The following is a 16,984-nucleotide window of genomic DNA, read 5'->3' as shown; positions in this document are numbered from 1 at the left end:
GGTGGACTATGGCTGATTTTAGAAAGTACATACGAAGAACTGCCCCTGCAAAGGATGGACATTCCCATGTGTCCATGAACAAGCTGAAGGTCCTGATAACGGTGGTAAGCCGTACTAAGGCGGACTTCTACATGGACCATATTCAGTCCTTTGGCGTGAATATGCAGATGGTAATTTACGGTAAGGGAACTGCTCCCCGTGAAATCGCTTCCGCCATGGGTCTTACGGATTCTGACCGTGCCGTTATTTTCAGCATCATTGGCGAAGAACAGCTGAAGGCGGCCCTGGAAAGCCTGGAAGAAAAGTTCAACACCATCGTGGGTGGCAAGGGGATTGCATATACCATCCCCATGGCAAGCGTCATCGGAAAGTCTATCTTTAATTTTTTAAGCGATAACCGCGGTGCGGTTCGGGGAAATGAAAAATGAACGGATTCAAGCACGAAGTAATTTTCTGTATTGTGAACGCCGGTTTTTCGGATGCTGTCATGGACGCCGCCAAGGAAGCGGGGGCCCGTGGTGGTACGATCCTCAATGCCCGTGGTACGGCCAATAAGGAAGCGGAATCCCTGTTCCAGATCGCAATCCAGCCGGAAAAGGAAATAGTCATGATTCTGGTGGATTCAAAGATCAAGGATGATGTTCTCCACGCCCTCTATCAGAAAGCGGGCCTCGATACCATGGGCCAGGGCATAGCTTTCTCCCTGCCGGTAGATAACGTTGTGGGTCTCACCCCTTGGAAACCCGAAGCGATCGCTGCCGCCAAGGCCGCCGCCGCAGAGAAGGCCGCTGCTGAAAAGTCTGAAGACAAGGATGAGGCTACGTCCATTGCGGCTCGCCTCACGCAGAAAATGGCGTCCATTGTACGGTCTGAGAAGTCCGATAAGAAAGACGACGCTTAAACATTTGTTTGCATCTATCGTGGCATAATTTGTATAAATTTACGCCATGAATATTCTCATTTATTTTCTATTTGCGTTGTCTGGTTTTGCAGGCCTGATTTACGAAGGCTCCTGGGCACGTTATCTTAAGCTTTTCCTGGGTCATTCCAGCTATGGTCAGGTGCTGACCCTCTGCATTTACATGGGTGGCCTTGCCATCGGTAGCTTTGTGGCTGGCAAGCTGGTCACAAAGACGAAGCGTCCGCTCTTGGGTTACGGCCTGGTGGAACTTGCCATCGGTATTGGCGGTGTGGCGTACCACCCGCTGTACAATCTCCTGACGGGAATATTCTTCACTTCCGAGTTTACCGCAGGCTTAAGTTCCCGTGGGGCAGAAATCGTGAAGGTGCTTCTGGCCACAGGTTCCACGCTTCCCATTGCCATTGCGGTGGGTATGACGTTCCCCTTCATTGCTGCGGGTCTCATGCGCAAGAGCGGTGCGGAAGTTTCGCTTCCCATGCTTTACTTCACCAATAGCTTGGGTTCTGCCATCGGTATTCTGGCAACAAGCTACCTGCTGATTCCTAACGTGGGTAACCACGCTACGCTTTGTGTTGCTGCGGGTATTAACTTCCTGCTGGCTGCTATCTTTAGTTTTATTGGCCTTACCACTTCTCCCGTTCATACCGCAGAAAGTGAAGACGAAGAAGATCCTAACGAAGATTATGTGGCAAAGCATAACTTGCCCATGCCCCACAAGAATACTTGGCTCTGGATTGCTGCCATTACGGGCTTGACTTCTTTCGTGTACGAAATTGTCTGGACTCGTCTATTGTCCCTCCTGATGGGTTCTTCCAGCCATAGCTTCGACCAGATGCTTTCCGCATTTATTCTGGGTCTTGCATTGGGTAGCGCCTGCAGTGGTAAGCTTTTGAAGAAGGACTCCCTCATTGTCCTTTCTTTGGCTCAGATTTTCATGGCGTTCTTTGCGCTCTGTACGCTGTACTTCCATCAGCCTTTCTGGGCCATGATGAACGAGGCCAACCAGATTTTCAATCCTACGACAGATGGATACGTTTGCTGGAGCCTGTTTAAGTACGCTCTGTCCCTGTTGTGGATGGTGCCCACCAGCTTCTTTGCTGGCATGACGCTTCCGCTGATTACCTTGATTCTTACCCGCGCTTTCAAGAGCGAAGCTCCCATCGGTAAGGTGTATGGCTGGAATACGCTTGGCTCCATTATCGGTTCCGCCGGCGGTGGCCTTTTGCTGTTGCCGCTCCTCCAGCTGAAGGGCGCCTTGGTTCTTGCGGCTATTCTGGATTTTGCCATTGGCTTCATCCTGATTGCCGTTTATCGCAAGCGCTGGCGCCGTAGCGTCATGTTCTATGTGGTGGCCGCCATGATGGTGCTGCCTGCGATCTTTGTGAAGTTCGATCCCTCCCTCATTACCTCCGGCGCTTTCCGTGCATACAAGAACTTGCATCCGGATGAAAAGATTCGTGTCATCGATGGAAAGACCGCAACCATCAGCTTCCATGAATCTCCTGTGCATTTCTATGTGAAGACTAATGGTAAGGCTGACGCCAGCATGAGCAAGGATCGCGAGGCTCCTATTTCAAGCGATGAACTGACTCAGGCTGCAACTGCCTTCATGCCTATGGCTGTGATGGACAAGCCTTATGATGCCGCCATGGTGGGCTTTGGTAGCGGTATGGGCGCCCATTACTTGCTTTCTGACCCGCTGTTGAAGGATTTCGACTGCGTGGAAATTGAAGAGGCCATGATGGACTTGGCCAAGGGTTTCTATCCCTGGAACAACCGCGGTTACGACGATCCCCGCATTCACATCTTTATTGATGACGCCACTACCTTCTTCCACACCAATCGCCGTCAGTACGACATGATTATTAGCGTGCCGTCTAATCCCTGGGTGAGCGGTGTGGCAGGCCTCTTCGCTGATGAATTCTATGCCAAGATGCGCCGCTACATGAAGCCGGGCGGACTTTGGGTACAGTGGATTCAGACCTACGAATTTAATGACCTGATGTTCCTGAATATCCTGAAGGCTATGGACAAGAACTTCCCCTATGTCAGCCTCTATAAGTCTACCGATGAACCGGACATTATCATGATCGCCAGCGACCAGCCCGTTTTCCAGAAGGGCATTGGACGCTTCAGTACGGATACTGCCCTGGTGAACGAATTCAATCGCATTCACCGCGAGCCTGAATTCTTCGGTGAACGAAACTTCCTGTTCACCAACAAGATGGTCTCCGCCTTGCTGGATGGTGTGGAGCCCAATAGCGTATTTGTCCCCATGGTGGATAACCGCGCCGAGGAAGCCCGCTTCACTCACTCCGAGGCTCACATTGTCCAGATGTTCGACTCCTGTGAAGTCTGCTGGCAACAGTACCTTGACCCCAAGGATAACGAGCCCCGCCGTGCCGCCCGCGTGGATGCCATGCTGAAGCAGGGTGCCGATCCCTTTGTGGCCCGAGGCCTGTTGAACTATGCGGAATACCTGCTGAAGGAATCTGAGAAGATTTCGCAGGATGGTTCCGCCCGAGTTCCTGAAAACGTGGTGGCAGATTCCGCCAAGGCGGATTCCGCTGTGGTTGCAGGAACTGACTCTGCGGATACCACAGGAGAAGTTGAAAGCGCCTACCTGCAGGAACTTGAAAAGTCGGCTGAGTTCCAGAAGTTCCGTGATGAATATGTGGAATGGATCCGCAGAATTCCGCTGGAAGCTCGCGATACCAATACAGTATACATGAAGGTTCGTGAGCTGGTTCAGAAAAACAGATTGCCCGCCTCCTTCCGTGATGAGTTCAACATTATGGAAGCCGCCCGCGCCAAGGATTATGCTCAGGCTGCCATCCATATTGCCAAGTTCTACGATAGCTACGAAATGCGGGCAATGGACGAACTGTTCCTGAGAAACTGCATCGTGCTGTCGCTCCTAGCCAATGAACCGGAGCTGACAATGGCCGTCTATAAGGATGCCATCGAAGGAAATGAAAGCTTCTTTGGGGTGGAACGCAGACTCATCAAGCGCGAACTCCAGAAACTCCGCAGCCTGTAAATAACACAAGCTCCTTCTCGACTTTATAAGCAAAAAAAATTAGCCCGCAGTTTGAGCTGCGGGCTATTTTCAAATTGTTTATGTTTTTTTTTAGAACAAGAAGCTGACGCCGAAGGTGGTGTAGAGTGTGTTCAGCTTGGATTCGTAGAAGAGCTCTTCTGCAACCAGGGCGTCGTTCAGCAGGCTAGTGAAGCAAGCGACAAAGCGAAGGTTAATATGGACGAAACGGGTCAGCATGTAACCCAGGTCCAGAGCGCCGCCAACTTCCATACCGGAGGTTGCCACGGTGTTGTAACGGGTGCCGCCACTGCTGCTGAATTCAGATGTTCCCTTCAGCTTAAGTCCCAAATTCACGCCCAGGCCTGCAAAGAGGTTGTAGTCTTCGAAGGTGTAGCGCACCATCAGGGGAATTTCGAACATGTAGATGTCGATCTGGGATTCGTTCGTGTAAACGCCCATATCCTTTTCGAAATTGTAGCGACGGTAGTTGAAAGTCAGTTCGGGAACTAGGCTCAGGTTTTTGATACCCAGGTTCATCTTGAGCATAAGACCTGCTCCGCCCTGGAAACCCATGCCCCAGCCGTCAGAACCATCGCCATAGAAGGTGTTGATACCGCCCTGTGCACGAACGCCGAGCATCACCGTACGGGAGAAGCCTTCGTTACGCTGACGGTTAATATCGGATTTCTTGGTGGTTTCGGACTTATAACGGGCGTATGCGCTGGCGTACTCTTCATCGTTTGCGAATTCGCTATCGGTGGAGCCGTCGTAAGCCGGAGCAGATTCGGTTGCTTCCGGTGCGCTTTCGGCGGAGACCCATTCTCCATCATCATCCTGAGCAAAGGCGTTTAGGGACAAAGCCAGGACGACGGGAGCTAAAATAGGCAGTTTAAAAAATTTCATGACGAAATAATAAAAAAAGGTTAGAACACACTCGAACCTAAAGATATTTTAATCGGTATGAAAACGCCCCTAAAAAAAAGTTTACTTATGCGAAAATATTCGCATAAGTTAACGAATTTCGAAAAAAACGGAACAAATCGCTCCTATTTTAGAGAAGAATCGTAAAGCCTGCGTTCAAGTGGAGCATGTGGAGAGCGGTATCCATCAGGCTGGATTCGGCAATGACGTCCTGGTCCAGCAAGTTCGTGAAGTTGAATGTTCCGCGAACATCCATCTGGCACCAGCTGGTAAAGGCGAAACCCAGGATGGCTGTTGCACCAGCTTCCACACCTGTAGTGGGTAGTGTGTTGTGACGTTTGTCCTTGGCGTGGACCTGGTCGGTGTCGATCTTTTGCGTGAAGTCGGATTCGCCTTGCATTTTGAGCTGGATATCGCCACCTACGCCAAAGAAGAATCCTTCATCGTCGAAGGCGTACTGCAAGGTGACCGGAATTTCAAAAAGCATTTGGCTGACGGTTGCTTCGTCCTTGCTGAATTCCGTCTTGCCTTCGTAATGGAATTGGCGGTAACCAAATTCCAATCCAGCGGCGACCCCAAGGCCTCCACTGGTAAGGGGCAGTCTTGCGGCGATGCCCCCACCAAATCCGAAACCGAGATTCCAGCCGTCATTATCCCCGAAGGGCAGGTTGATGCCACCGCCTACGCGAACGCCGAATTGGATACGGCGGGAGAAACCTTCCTTACGAGCCTTGTACTCGCTGGAGGATTCCACGAAATATTCGCGGGCATCTTCTTCGTCATCCAGATGGGCGACGGCTGCGCTATCCTGGGCCTGCTGGGTGGAATCGCTTGCAATTTTTTGATCGTCTGCTTGTGCTTCTTCAGAAACGGTCTCGGAACCATCGCTTGTTTCCGTTACTTGCGTTTCATCCTGCGGCGCAGGAAAATCTATGCCGCAACCATCTCCCACACAATTAGAAGAGGTTTCCTCTTCACCGGAACCTTCAAAAACCCCTTGGGCAAAAGTGCGGTCGGTTGCCCCCAAAAGGGATAGGGTTAGAACGGAAAGTGCTGTGCAAGAGGTTTTGCGGTTCATCATACTTGAATTATAACTTTTTTTCGTAAAAGGTGGTGTGTGAAATGGTTGCTTTGTATATTAACTGCATGAAAATTTAGGAGGAATTATGCGAGGATTACGCAGTCTTTTGAATTATATGGCCTGTGCAACTTTTGTTGCTGGGGCAGTTTTCTCACTTGCCGCCTGTGGTGACGATTCGTCATCTTCTGCGTCAAATGACCTTCCCCAAACCACGGAAAAATGTGGTGAAGAGGGTAGCTATAAAACTGTTAAGAGCGATAAGGTTGGGGGGACAGATGAGTATTACCGCTGTACAGATGGAACATGGCAACCGTCTGAATATCGTGATCCTGTAGAATCCTGTACTGCAGAAAACGAAGGTGTGGTGGATACTTTTACTGTTTATAGCGGCCGATTTCATACGGACTATTATTTTATTTGCAATGACGGCGTGTGGAAGGAAACGGGAAAACCTGCTGGCCCCAGTGTAAGTGAACAGTGCACCAAGGAAGATACGAAGGTGGGGGATACCTGCGTTGTTTATGTATCGTCGGGCACAGAAGGCACCCTTGGAATTCCAGGTGTTAACGTAATGTATGTTTACACAGAAGCGGGAGAATGGGAACCCGTTTGCCAACTTGCTGCTAATGGCGAATGCAAGGAAGAATAACAACAGAGTGGTTTATGTGCTTTCAAAAAAGGGAGTCCTGCTAGGCGGGATTCCTTTTTTCTATCTTTTCGCCGTAAAATTTATCCCGCGTGTCATCCTGAGCGAAATGCCGTAGGCATGAAGTCGAAGGATCTTGTTTTCAGGACGATTCGCAAGAGGTATCTTAAAAATGGCAAAGTATAATCCGCAAGAAATTGAAACCAAGTGGCAGGCTTACTGGGCTGAACATCAGACCTTCAAGACTGGCACCGATCAGTCCAAGCCCAAGTTCTACTGCCTGGACATGTTCCCGTATCCCAGTGGCGCGGGCCTTCACGTTGGTCACCCCGAAGGTTACACCGCAACGGATATCATTTGCCGCTACAAGCGCAGCAAGGGCTTTAACGTTTTGCACCCCATGGGTTGGGACGCCTTCGGTCTGCCTGCAGAACAGTACGCTATTCAGACCGGTACCCATCCGGCAATCACCACCAAGAAGAACTGCGATAATTTCCGCCGTCAGATCCAGCGCCTTGGCCTCTCCTACGACTGGGAAAAGGAAGTGAACACCACCGACCCGAAGTATTACAAGTGGACCCAGTGGATCTTCAAGCGCCTTTACGGCACCTGGTTCGATGATGAACAGCAGAAGGGCCGCCCCATTGAAGAACTGCCCATTCCCGCCGACGTTCAGGCTCAGGGTGCAGCAGAAGTTCGCAAGTTCAAGGACTCCAAGCGTCTCGCTTACTATGCCGACGCTCAGGTCTGGTGGTGCAAGCACTGCAAGATTGTTTGCGCTAACGAAGAAGTTTTGAACGACGGTTCTCACGAAAAGTGCGGCACCAAGGAAGTGGAACGCCGTAACCTGAAGCAGTGGCTCATGCGCATTCCGCATTATGGCGACCGCTTGCTGAAGGGCCTCGATAAGCTTGACTGGCCCCAGGGTGTGAAGGACATGCAGAAGAACTGGATCGGCAAGAGCCAGGGTGCAGAAGTGGATTTCGCAATCGCTGATGCAAACGGCAAGCCCACCGAAAACAAGCTCCGCGTCTATACCACCCGTTGCGATACCCTGTTTGGCGCAACCTACATGGTGGTGGCTCCTGAACACAAGCTGGTTCCGACCCTCACTACTCCGGAACAGAAGGAAGCTGTGGAAGCCTACGTTCACGCCGCCGCCCTCAAGAGCGACCTGGACCGTACCGAACTGGCCAAGGAAAAGACCGGCGTGTTCTCTGGCTCCTACGCCATCAACCCGCTGACCGGCACCAAGATTCCGGTTTGGGTGGCTGACTACGTTTTGACTGGCTACGGCACCGGCGCTATTATGGCAGTGCCCGCCCACGACACTCGTGACTTCGAATTTGCAAAGAAGTTCAACCTGCCTGTTATCTGCATCATGGAACCGGACGCATCCTGCCCGGAAGACGTGAAGCCCCAGGTTCTCGCTGGCGAAGCATGCTGGGCTGCCGACGGCACCTACATCAACAGCCAGAATGACACCCTCTGCCTCAACGGCCTCAACAAGGAAGCTGGCAAGGCTAAGGTGATCGAATGGCTGGAAGCCAACAAGATCGGTAAGGCTACCGTGAACTACAAGCTCCGTGACTGGCTCTTCAGCCGTCAGCGTTACTGGGGCGAACCGTTCCCGATTATCCACTGGGAAGATGGCGAAATCTCTACCGTCGACGATGCAGAACTCCCCGTGCAGCTGCCGGACTTGCAGGACTACAAGCCGGGTGACGGCGGTCAGTCTCCGCTGGCCAACGCAACTGAATGGCTGAACGTGGTTGACGCTAACGGCCGTAAGGGTGTTCGCGAAACCAACACCATGCCGCAGTGGGCTGGTTCCTGCTGGTACTACCTCCGCTATATCGACGCCTGCAACGGCGACGCATTCCTGGCCAAGGAACTCGAAAAGTACTGGATGCCTGTCGACCTTTATGTGGGCGGTGCAGAACACGCTGTGCTCCACTTGCTGTACAGCCGTTTCTGGCACAAGGTCCTCTTCGACCTGGGCCTCGTCTCTACCGACGAACCCTTCCAGAAGCTCTTTAACCAGGGCATGATTCTTGCCTTCGCTTACGAAGACGCAGCCGGCTCCAAGGTTCCCACCGACGAAGTGGAAGAAAAGAACGGCAAGTTCTTCAAGAAGGGTACCGACATCGAACTGAAGCAGATCGTTGCCAAGATGAGTAAGTCCCTGAAGAACGTTGTGAACCCGGACGACGTGGTTCGCGACTACGGTGCAGACAGCCTTCGTTTGTACGAAATGTTCATGGGTCCTCTGGATGCCGTGAAGCCTTGGCAGACCAAGGGCATCGAAGGCATGAACCGCTTCCTGGGCCGCGCATGGCGTTCTGTGGTGGGTGACGACGATGCAGCTCCCGTCTTCGTTGACGAAGCCGCTCCGGAAGAAATCCAGAAGATTATGCACCAGTCCATCATCAAGGTCACAAGCGACATTGAAAACATGAGCTTCAATACCGCTATCAGCCAGCTGATGATCTTCAACAACGAAATGATGAAGATGGACAAGCGCTACCGCGAACCTTGCGAAACCTTCGTAAAGCTCCTGCAGCCCTTCGCACCCCACATCGCCGAAGAAATGTGGAGCATTCTCGGTCACGAAGGATCCCTCACCAACGTGGCATGGCCTGAAGCTGACGCAAGCAAGGCTGTGGAAAACACCGTTGAAGTCGTGTTCCAGGTGAACGGCAAGCTCCGCGCCAAGGCAAATGTCGCCAAGGACATGGACAAGGCTGCTTTGGAAGCTCTCGCCATGGCTAACGAACGCGTTCAGGAGTTTACTGCTGGCAAGACCGTCGTGAAGGTCATTGCCGTGCCGGGTAAGCTGGTGAATATCGTGGTGAAGTAAAGGTTCGGTTGAGGTGGGGGAGGAATCCCCCTCGCTTCAGCCCTCCCGCCCTTATAATCAAGCCCGCTTCGGCGGGCTTTTTCTATGCCCCCACCCAGGGGGCTTCCGCTACCCCCACTGCGGGCGGACAGCACTTAGCAACTTGTTGCTTAGTGCGTATGGCCACCAAGGTGGGCGCTCATACGCCGCGCCCGCAACGCCCCGGCTTTATTGCAATTGCTTGCTTGATTGTCTTTCAAATTATATATTGCGTGGTGATCTTTCTAAAAAACATTAGGGGTTGTAGTGAAAGAAGCGTTACCACAGAAAATGTACTATTACTTTGACGAGTCTGGTGATCCTAGAATTCTTGGGCATCATGGCAAGAATCTCTTGCAAGAAGGCTCCGTAAGTAAAACGTTTTCTGTTGGCTATGTGGAAATATCTAACCCACATCAGTTGCTTGTTGACTTGGAAAAATTACGCAAGGAATTGATGGAAGACGAATATCTCCAAGCGGTTCCCTCAATGCGGAATCTAAAGAATGGATTTCATGCTAACAAGGATTGTGCCGAAGTCAAGGAGAAAGTTTTTAAACTGCTGAAAAAATCGGACTTTGAAGCGTACATCATTGTTGCTCGTAAAAATGAATCTGTTTTTCGTCGCAAATTTAACATGAGCGACAAAAAACTGTACAAGTTTCTTGTTGCGGAACTATTGAAAAATCGTTTGCACCTTTACAGTGAAATTGATATCTATTTTTCGGAAATGGGTAACGTCGTTAGCGTTAATAACATGACTGAAGCCTTGAACGATGCTATCGCCAAATTTCAGCAAAAATGGGGAAAGGAAAATAACGGAAAAATCCGTGTATTTCTACAGCAGCCTTCTCATTTGCCATTGCTCCAGGTTATAGACTACGTACTTTGGACCGTATTCAGAGTATACGAGAAAAATGATTTCCGTTATTTTAATTTTATCAGGGAAAAAATAAAACTGGTCCATGACATCTTTGACGTGCAATCGAACCAGTTTTATGGGACCTTCTATACGGAGAAGAAACCGTTAGAGCAAAAAAATTGGAGTCCCATCAGCGGCTAGGTTTCCAAAGAAACGCACGGCATGGAGCCGACTTTCACCAACCAAGGACTCTACGACGAATATACCTAATTTTAGGTATTTAGTCAAGATTCTTCCAAATTGGAATGTCAAATTTGGACGTGAAATCACTTTTCGCCGCTTCTAAGGGTTGTAAACTAGGATTTTTCATGGCCCGGTTGCACAGACTTCCCATTTTTAAGTTAATTTTACATAGACATTAATAGAGAGTTTTGCTCTTGTTCTCTGTGTGAAATCTCGACAATTTCCATAGACGAGAATAAGGTGAACGCTCACGCAGGCATGCCGTTTTTGGTGTGTCTCGGTTTGCTGTACCGGTCCTTAGACCGGTCTTTGGTTGTTTGTGGCCAAAAGCAACAGCCCTTTCGGGGCGTGGGTCGTTTGCGTTTATCGTCTATAGGCTGTCGAGAGCCTCACACAGGTAAATGCGACGATCTGCGCCCTTTTTGTATTCTCTAAAATTGACGCGGTTTTTGTGGGATGAGGGTGGAACTCCATAGGTGTGGATGATGGAGATTGTCGTGCATGATTTCAGTAAATTTTTGAGATCATTTGATGATGAACTGGTAATCTTTGCTCCCCTTAGTGATGTAAAATGGGACAACGCTTAAAAAGGAGATAAAACCATGAATTTTGTTAACAAGAACAGGTCCTTGTTTTTATTCGGACTGTTGATTGCTTTAATGGCTGTACCTACAATGATTTCCTGTTCCGAGAATGATCCTCAATCTGCAAATTTAGGTGATTCTGTTATAGGAGATCTAACTGAAGGTCTCGGTAAGTGTACGGATTCTAGAGAAGGAAAAGTTGAATTTTATGAGGCTGATTCTAGCTTCTATAAATGTCACAATGGGAAATGGCTTCTGACGGAAATGCCGGAGTCGTCTTCCAGCGTTCAAGAAACCTTGAAATCTTGTTCAAGTGTGTATGACTCCAGTATATCAAGTTCTGGTGTGGGACCTTCCAAGGTACAAACGATTTCTAAAAAAATTTCAGGTGTTTCTCAAAAAGGTCCGTTTTTAACAGGAACAACTGTTACACTATATGAAATGGATAGTTCCTCCTTCGAGCAAACAAAGAATTCCTTTTTCGTAAAATTGGAAAATGATAAAGGTGAGTTTGAAATTAATGCGAAGGATCTATCTTCGCAATATGTGACAATTATTGCCGATGGATTTTTCAACAACGAAGTGAGTGGGAAAAAGTCTCTGTCTAGAATACAGTTGTATGCAATATCGGATTTGACGAATAGAAATACGATCAACGTCAATGTTTTGACTCATATGGAGTATGAACGAATTCTATTCCTGGTGAAAAAGCAAGGGAAGTCTTTTGAAGAAGCCAAGGTTCAAGCAGAAAAGGAAGTCTTGTCGATTTTTGATATAGAAGCTGCAACAGAATTGTCTGCAGAGGATCTTTCTATTGGAGGAACAACTCAGGATGATGCGGCGTTGTTGGCGGTTTCAGTATTGACTTTAGGAACTGATATGGAGTCTTCTTTTTCAGAACGAATATCAAAAATAGCATTTGATATCAGAGAAGACGGCGTCTTGAATGATGAACAAATAAAGATGGATATTGCGGATGGAATAGCTCTTTATGATTTGACTTCTGTAAGAGAAAATATTATGAACTGGAAACTATTTACTTCCGTTGCTGATTTTGAAACTATAGTTGAAGGGTACTGGACTAAGGCATACGAGATCGGATTGTGTTCTGCTGAACGAGATGCTGAAATAGTTGAAAATAAGAATGAACTTAGCAGAAATAATGGTCAATTTTATGTTTGTGAGAATGAGAAATGGAGATCCGCTGCTGCAGTTGAGCAATTATTAGGATCATGTTCAAATAAAAATTTGAATGCAGTTAGCGTGATGGAAAAAGGAGTGGATGGTGAATTGCGGACGCCTATGCAGTGCAAGTCTAGTGGATGGGAAAAAATTGATGTTAAATTGTATGATGAATTGACAATTGATTGCGAAAATGACGGCGAGGTAAAAGTTGGTGAAGTTAGTGGAAAGCTTTATGTTTGTAAAGGTGGGAAAATAGATGCTCCTACATTAAATGACCTTGTTATAACGGAAGGATATTCTGGAAATCTTTGGGATGGGAGTGATAATCTGTGGATGGGTCCCTATGAAGGGTATTGGGGTGATTGGTATACTCCTATACCTTCCAATGATAGAGGATTTAAATCTAATTTTTTTAATGAGAATGGAAAGGTTGTAGAAATAATTTCGGAAAAAGCTATTTCTCAAGAGAACGGGATTAGATTAACTTACGAGTTAGACTCATCTGTTGCTGATCCCTGGATTTCTTTGGGGCCGGGAAGAGAGTACGAACAAATTGATGTATCGGAATGGGAGGGAATATGTCTTGCTTACGCATCTTCTACGCCCTTTTCATTGACATTACATTCCGCAAATGATTCTGAATATGTTAATGATGTCTTTGCTGTAATTCCTGCGTCAATTGCATTGACTGTTATCGATGTCCCTTGGAAAGCATTTCATAGACCTGATTGGGCAGGAGATAAAGAAAATGTAATGGAGGTTGTACAATTTTTCCAAGGTTTTGCTTTAGAATTTCGAAGAAGTTTTGGTTCTAATGAATCCGGCGTTTTTTTCATTGGAGCAATGGGAAAACAGTTTGGTTGTTCAATAAAAAAATAAATGTTGATGATTTCGCGTTAGGGATAGTTACCCGTATGGGCCGAGACTTTAGGCTCGGTGAGCGAAGCGAGTATAGCCCGACCCGGCGGCGGTTTCGTTGTTTGGTTCTCGGGAGCCGGGGAACGCCCAATTTTTTTACCGACGAAGTGGAAGAAAAGAACGGCACAGCTGCCTAAGGCGAGTGCCGCGGCCGGGAACTTGTTCACGGACATGGTCGAGCCGAAGCAGATGGCGCTTGCGCCAGTCTTCAAGAAGGGTACCGACATCGAACTGAAGCAGATTGTTGCCAAGATGAGTAAGTCCCTGAAGAACGTTGTGAACCCGGACGACGTGGTTCGCGACTACGGCGCAGACAGCCTTCGTTTGTACGAAATGTTCATGGGTCCTCTGGATGCCGTGAAGCCTTGGCAGACCAAGGGCATCGAAGGTATGAACCGCTTCCTGGGCCGTGCATGGCGTTCTGTGGTAGGCGACGACGATGCAGCTCCCGTCTTCGTTGACGAAGCCGCTCCGGAAGAAATCCAGAAGATTATGCACCAGTCCATCATCAAGGTCACAAGCGACATTGAAAACATGAGCTTCAACACCGCTATCAGCCAGCTGATGATCTTCAACAACGAAATGATGAAGATGGACAAGCGCTACCGCGAACCTTGCGAAACCTTCGTAAAGCTCCTGCAGCCCTTTGCACCCCACATCGCCGAAGAAATGTGGAGCATCCTGGGTCAGGTCGGATCCCTCACCAACGTGGCATGGCCTGAAGCCGACGCAAGCAAGGCTGTGGAAAACACCGTCGAAGTCGTGTTCCAGGTGAACGGCAAGCTCCGCGCCAAGGCAAATGTCGCCAAGGACATGGACAAGGCTGCCTTGGAAGCCCTCGCCATGGCTAACGAACGAGTTCAAGAGTTTACCAACGGCAAGACCGTGGTTAAGGTTATTGCCGTGCCGGGTAAGCTGGTGAATATCGTTGTTAAATAACTAATGGACGTCATCCCCGCGAAAGCGGGGATCTCCTTTAGAAACGCCCTGAAGTTCAACGCTTCAGGGCGTTTTTTGTTAAATCCATTTCTGTTCTTTACTCTTCCATTTTCGCGAAAAGTCTTTATTGTTGAAGCATGCTTGTATTGGCAATTCAAGAAATTTCTGCAAAGATGCGATAACATCTTGAAATGGAATCTCGGACAATTTTGCTTTTCTCAGAAAAGCTTTCCACTTGGTTCCCATAGATTGATCGTTGTGAAATTGAAGGACTTTCTGAAAACGATTCATATCGTAATTGCGTAGTCGATTTTCGAAGGTCCTTGCAATGGCGGTTTTCAATGTTGCACCATCAAAATCAAAATTTTGAAGAATGAAGTGAATGTCAAAATAGTCCTTCATTCGACTGGAAAGTTCCATTCGGTCAAGGATGGCGTCAACTTTTTCTGCGATGATTGTTTCTACGGGGTAAACTTTTATTTGAGGGCATGAAAACCCTTCGACTTGAACAGGAAAGTTTGCTGTTTTCGGCTTTGGAATGATTGTGTCTCCAAATCCAAAATCAATGTTTATCCCCGTACGGGTGTTTTTGATTTTTGCTATGAGAAATGCAGAAACCCCAGTATATTTCTTTTCTTTGGCAATCTCTTTTAGATTTGCCAATTCGAAAGTTACAAAGTCATTCTCTGATTCCGTATTTATTATCTCGTGAATGATTTCGCGCATTCTTTCCGGAGAATTTGAGAGGTTCTCAACGAGAAAATCTGCGTCTCGGGTTGTTCTGCTTCCAAAATTTGAAAGCGCGTAAATGAGCAGGCCGCCTTTCAAAATAAATGCATCTTTGTATTTTGAAAGGTTGATTCTACGGATGAATTCTTCCTGGCAAAATAGCTGAAGGCTTTGCATGCTGTTCCAGCCCATTTCCTTGGATTTATTTCGTATTTTGGCAAGTACCGATGCTGCGCGATCAGCCATTGAGCAGAACCTCCATAATTTCTCTAACTTTCTTTTGTACTCGCATTTTTCGGGCGTAATCCAGAAGCTTCATTAGATTCTTTTGAGGGTCGCTTGCGTAGGCGTTCAAGGCCTTGTTGAATAGCTCGCTGTCTATTTTGTTGCGGTACTTGAAGCAGTCGCAGATGCATCGTTCTCGATCGTAAATTTTTAGTTCGAACCCGTTGAAGTTTTCTGTACTTAGTCCAATGTTGAAAAGTTCTTCTTGCACATATCGTGGTTTTAGAAAAAGTCCTTCAATTTTAAGTCTGGAACGTGAAAATGACCTAGGCACGGAAATTGTCCATTCCGTGGGGGCGTGGTCGCTATAGCCGTAATAGTAGAGTGCCGATTCCATGCAGATGACCGCATCGGGCAAGAGTTCTGCAAGCAACCGTTCTTCTGCTATTTCGTTCGTCGGAACGGCACTGTACACGCCTTTGCGAACTCTGTAAAGTTTTCCGCTAGTGCAGAATCTAGACAGCTCGTCATTGCGGATTCCGTTTTCGTTGAAGTCGGATGTTCTGACAATGCCGTCGTATGAGGCTACAATATCGTGTGCTACCATGATTTTGGACATGGTCTAAATATACAATAATTGATACACAAATGCAAATGTTTGTGTGTTGTTTATTGTATGTAAAAATCTACGGCATATTTATAAATGTGCCGTAGAAATTTGTATGTTTTTTGTTTAAATTGAAGAATTGTGGGTCTTTTTCTTGTGTTTTTGCCTAGAAAAAGACCTGTTTTGTAATGTTAATTAGGTCTTTTTCTTACTTTTTTTATGAGAAAAAGACCTTGTTTGGCAATAACCCGAAATTTTAAACCATCGGTAAAAATTTAGATTTTACCGATGCAAGAGTTGACTGACCTCCTTTCCAATCTTGAAGCTGAAAAATCAGCCCTGCTAAAACGTTTGCAGGAAATTGACGAGCAGATAGCTTTACTAAAACGGTCTGTTGCTGTTGTTGATAAGTTTTCTCCTGTCGTGGAAAAGGTGAAGTTGTATCAGTCGCTTTTTCAAGGGCGTTCAGATGTCTATGCAAGGCGTTTTGAAAGTGCCAAAACGGGGAAGTCTGGCTATCAGCCGGTATGTAAGAACGAATGGGTGCCGGGAGTCTGCAACAAGCCAAAGGTAAAATGCGGAGATTGTTCAAGTCGATGTTTTTTGCCGATGACTGCAACAGTAATCGAAAATCACCTGAGAGGTGAGGAACCTTGCTGGAATGGCTCGCGTCCTTTTGTTGCGGGGATATATCCTCTTTTAGAAGATGACTCCTGTAAATTCCTTGCGGTGGATTTTGATGATGGCAATTGGCTGGATGATGCCAGAGCGTTTATGTCTGCTTGCAAGGCGGAAAATGTATTTGCGTCATTGGAACGCTCCCGCTCTGGCTGCGGCGGGCATGTATGGTTTTTCTTTGACGAATGCATTCCTGCGAAACTTGCTCGGGAGCTTGGTTCTGCTCTGATGACGAAGGCCCTTGATTTGCGTCCGCAAATCGGAATGAATTCCTTTGATAGATTCTTCCCGAATCAAGACTTTATGCCGAAGGGTGGTTTGGGAAATCTGATTGCTTTGCCTTTACAGAAAAAGGCTCGTGAGAAAAATCATTCGTCGTTTATAAATCCCGCGGATTCTCATCGTCAAGTAAATCCGATCTAGGCTGAAAACAAAAAAAATCCCTAGAAAGTGAATTCTAGGGATGGTTAGGTTTCTAACTTGCGTTTTCGACCAAGAAAAGGACAAGCGATGAGACTTAACCGAGA

The 16,984-nt window shown here is 47.7% G+C and carries 13 protein-coding genes; 9 read left to right on the top strand and 4 right to left on the bottom strand.

Annotated elements, in window-relative coordinates; genetic code table 11:
• Positions 1 to 8: 8 nt before the first annotated feature.
• The 3 genes from BGX12_RS07235 to BGX12_RS07225 are packed head-to-tail and all read left to right on the top strand — an operon-like array spanning position 9 to position 3,962.
• Complete coding sequence (locus BGX12_RS07235; RefSeq protein ID WP_109735416.1) at positions 9 to 428, top strand: hypothetical protein; 420 nt, start codon at positions 9 to 11, stop codon at positions 426 to 428.
• Positions 425 to 901, top strand: a complete 477-nt coding sequence (locus BGX12_RS07230) for a P-II family nitrogen regulator (RefSeq protein WP_199220738.1) — start codon at positions 425 to 427, stop codon at positions 899 to 901. Before BGX12_RS07235 ends, BGX12_RS07230 begins: the two co-directional genes overlap by 4 nt.
• A 46-nt stretch (positions 902 to 947) precedes the next feature.
• Positions 948 to 3,962, top strand: a complete 3,015-nt coding sequence (locus BGX12_RS07225) for a spermidine synthase (protein WP_109735415.1) — start codon at positions 948 to 950, stop codon at positions 3,960 to 3,962.
• A 90-nt stretch (positions 3,963 to 4,052) separates the two neighbouring features.
• Here BGX12_RS07225 and BGX12_RS07220 read toward each other — a convergent pair whose 3' ends face one another.
• Together BGX12_RS07220 and BGX12_RS07215 are read right to left on the bottom strand one after the other, a co-directional pair.
• The gene (locus BGX12_RS07220) at positions 4,053 to 4,865 is read right to left on the bottom strand and encodes an outer membrane beta-barrel protein (protein ID WP_109735414.1); all 813 of its coding nucleotides are present in this window, start codon (positions 4,863 to 4,865) and stop codon (positions 4,053 to 4,055) included.
• Between the two features lie 148 nt (positions 4,866 to 5,013).
• Entirely contained in the window at positions 5,014 to 5,964 is a 951-nt protein-coding gene (locus tag BGX12_RS07215; protein ID WP_109735413.1) for an outer membrane beta-barrel protein, read from the bottom strand.
• A gap of 85 nt (positions 5,965 to 6,049) precedes the next feature.
• Here BGX12_RS07215 and BGX12_RS07210 point away from each other — a divergent pair, with 85 nt between their 5' ends.
• From BGX12_RS07210 to BGX12_RS07185, 5 genes are all read left to right on the top strand, one after another.
• Positions 6,050 to 6,613: a hypothetical protein gene (locus BGX12_RS07210; RefSeq protein ID WP_146196282.1), complete on the top strand. Its 564-nt coding sequence runs from the start codon at positions 6,050 to 6,052 to the stop codon at positions 6,611 to 6,613.
• Between the two features lie 169 nt (positions 6,614 to 6,782).
• Positions 6,783 to 9,470 (top strand): leucine--tRNA ligase, encoded by a 2,688-nt coding sequence (gene leuS / locus BGX12_RS07205; protein WP_109735411.1) that lies wholly within the window; start codon positions 6,783 to 6,785, stop codon positions 9,468 to 9,470.
• A 285-nt stretch (positions 9,471 to 9,755) separates the two neighbouring features.
• Positions 9,756 to 10,550, top strand: coding sequence for a DUF3800 domain-containing protein (locus BGX12_RS07200; protein ID WP_146196281.1), 795 nt, complete (start codon positions 9,756 to 9,758; stop codon positions 10,548 to 10,550).
• A 644-nt stretch (positions 10,551 to 11,194) separates the two neighbouring features.
• Positions 11,195 to 13,240, top strand: a complete 2,046-nt coding sequence (locus tag BGX12_RS07195; RefSeq protein WP_109735409.1) for a hypothetical protein — start codon at positions 11,195 to 11,197, stop codon at positions 13,238 to 13,240.
• 210 nt (positions 13,241 to 13,450) lie between these two features.
• Positions 13,451 to 14,218 carry a class I tRNA ligase family protein gene (locus BGX12_RS07185; protein ID WP_233246299.1) on the top strand — a complete coding sequence of 256 codons (768 nt, stop codon included), beginning with the start codon at positions 13,451 to 13,453 and terminating at the stop codon, positions 14,216 to 14,218.
• Between the two features lie 78 nt (positions 14,219 to 14,296).
• On the opposite strand, the gene BGX12_RS07180 is transcribed toward BGX12_RS07185, so the two are convergent.
• Entirely contained in the window at positions 14,297 to 15,193 is an 897-nt protein-coding gene (locus BGX12_RS07180; protein WP_109735407.1) for a nucleotidyl transferase AbiEii/AbiGii toxin family protein, read from the bottom strand.
• Entirely contained in the window at positions 15,186 to 15,791 is a 606-nt protein-coding gene (locus BGX12_RS07175) for a type IV toxin-antitoxin system AbiEi family antitoxin domain-containing protein (RefSeq protein WP_109735406.1), read from the bottom strand. The genes BGX12_RS07180 and BGX12_RS07175 overlap by 8 nt, the downstream gene beginning before the upstream one ends.
• A gap of 276 nt (positions 15,792 to 16,067) precedes the next feature.
• Between BGX12_RS07175 and BGX12_RS07170 the strand changes: the two genes are divergently transcribed.
• Positions 16,068 to 16,880 carry a hypothetical protein gene (locus BGX12_RS07170; protein ID WP_109735405.1) on the top strand — a complete coding sequence of 271 codons (813 nt, stop codon included), beginning with the start codon at positions 16,068 to 16,070 and terminating at the stop codon, positions 16,878 to 16,880.
• The last annotated feature ends 104 nt before the right edge of the window (positions 16,881 to 16,984 follow it).

The organism is Fibrobacter sp. UWR4 (assembly GCF_003149045.1).
In the GTDB taxonomy this organism is placed as follows: domain Bacteria; phylum Fibrobacterota; class Fibrobacteria; order Fibrobacterales; family Fibrobacteraceae; genus Fibrobacter.
Note: the sequence above shows the minus strand (reverse complement) of the source record. Positions and strands in the feature narration are given on the sequence as shown.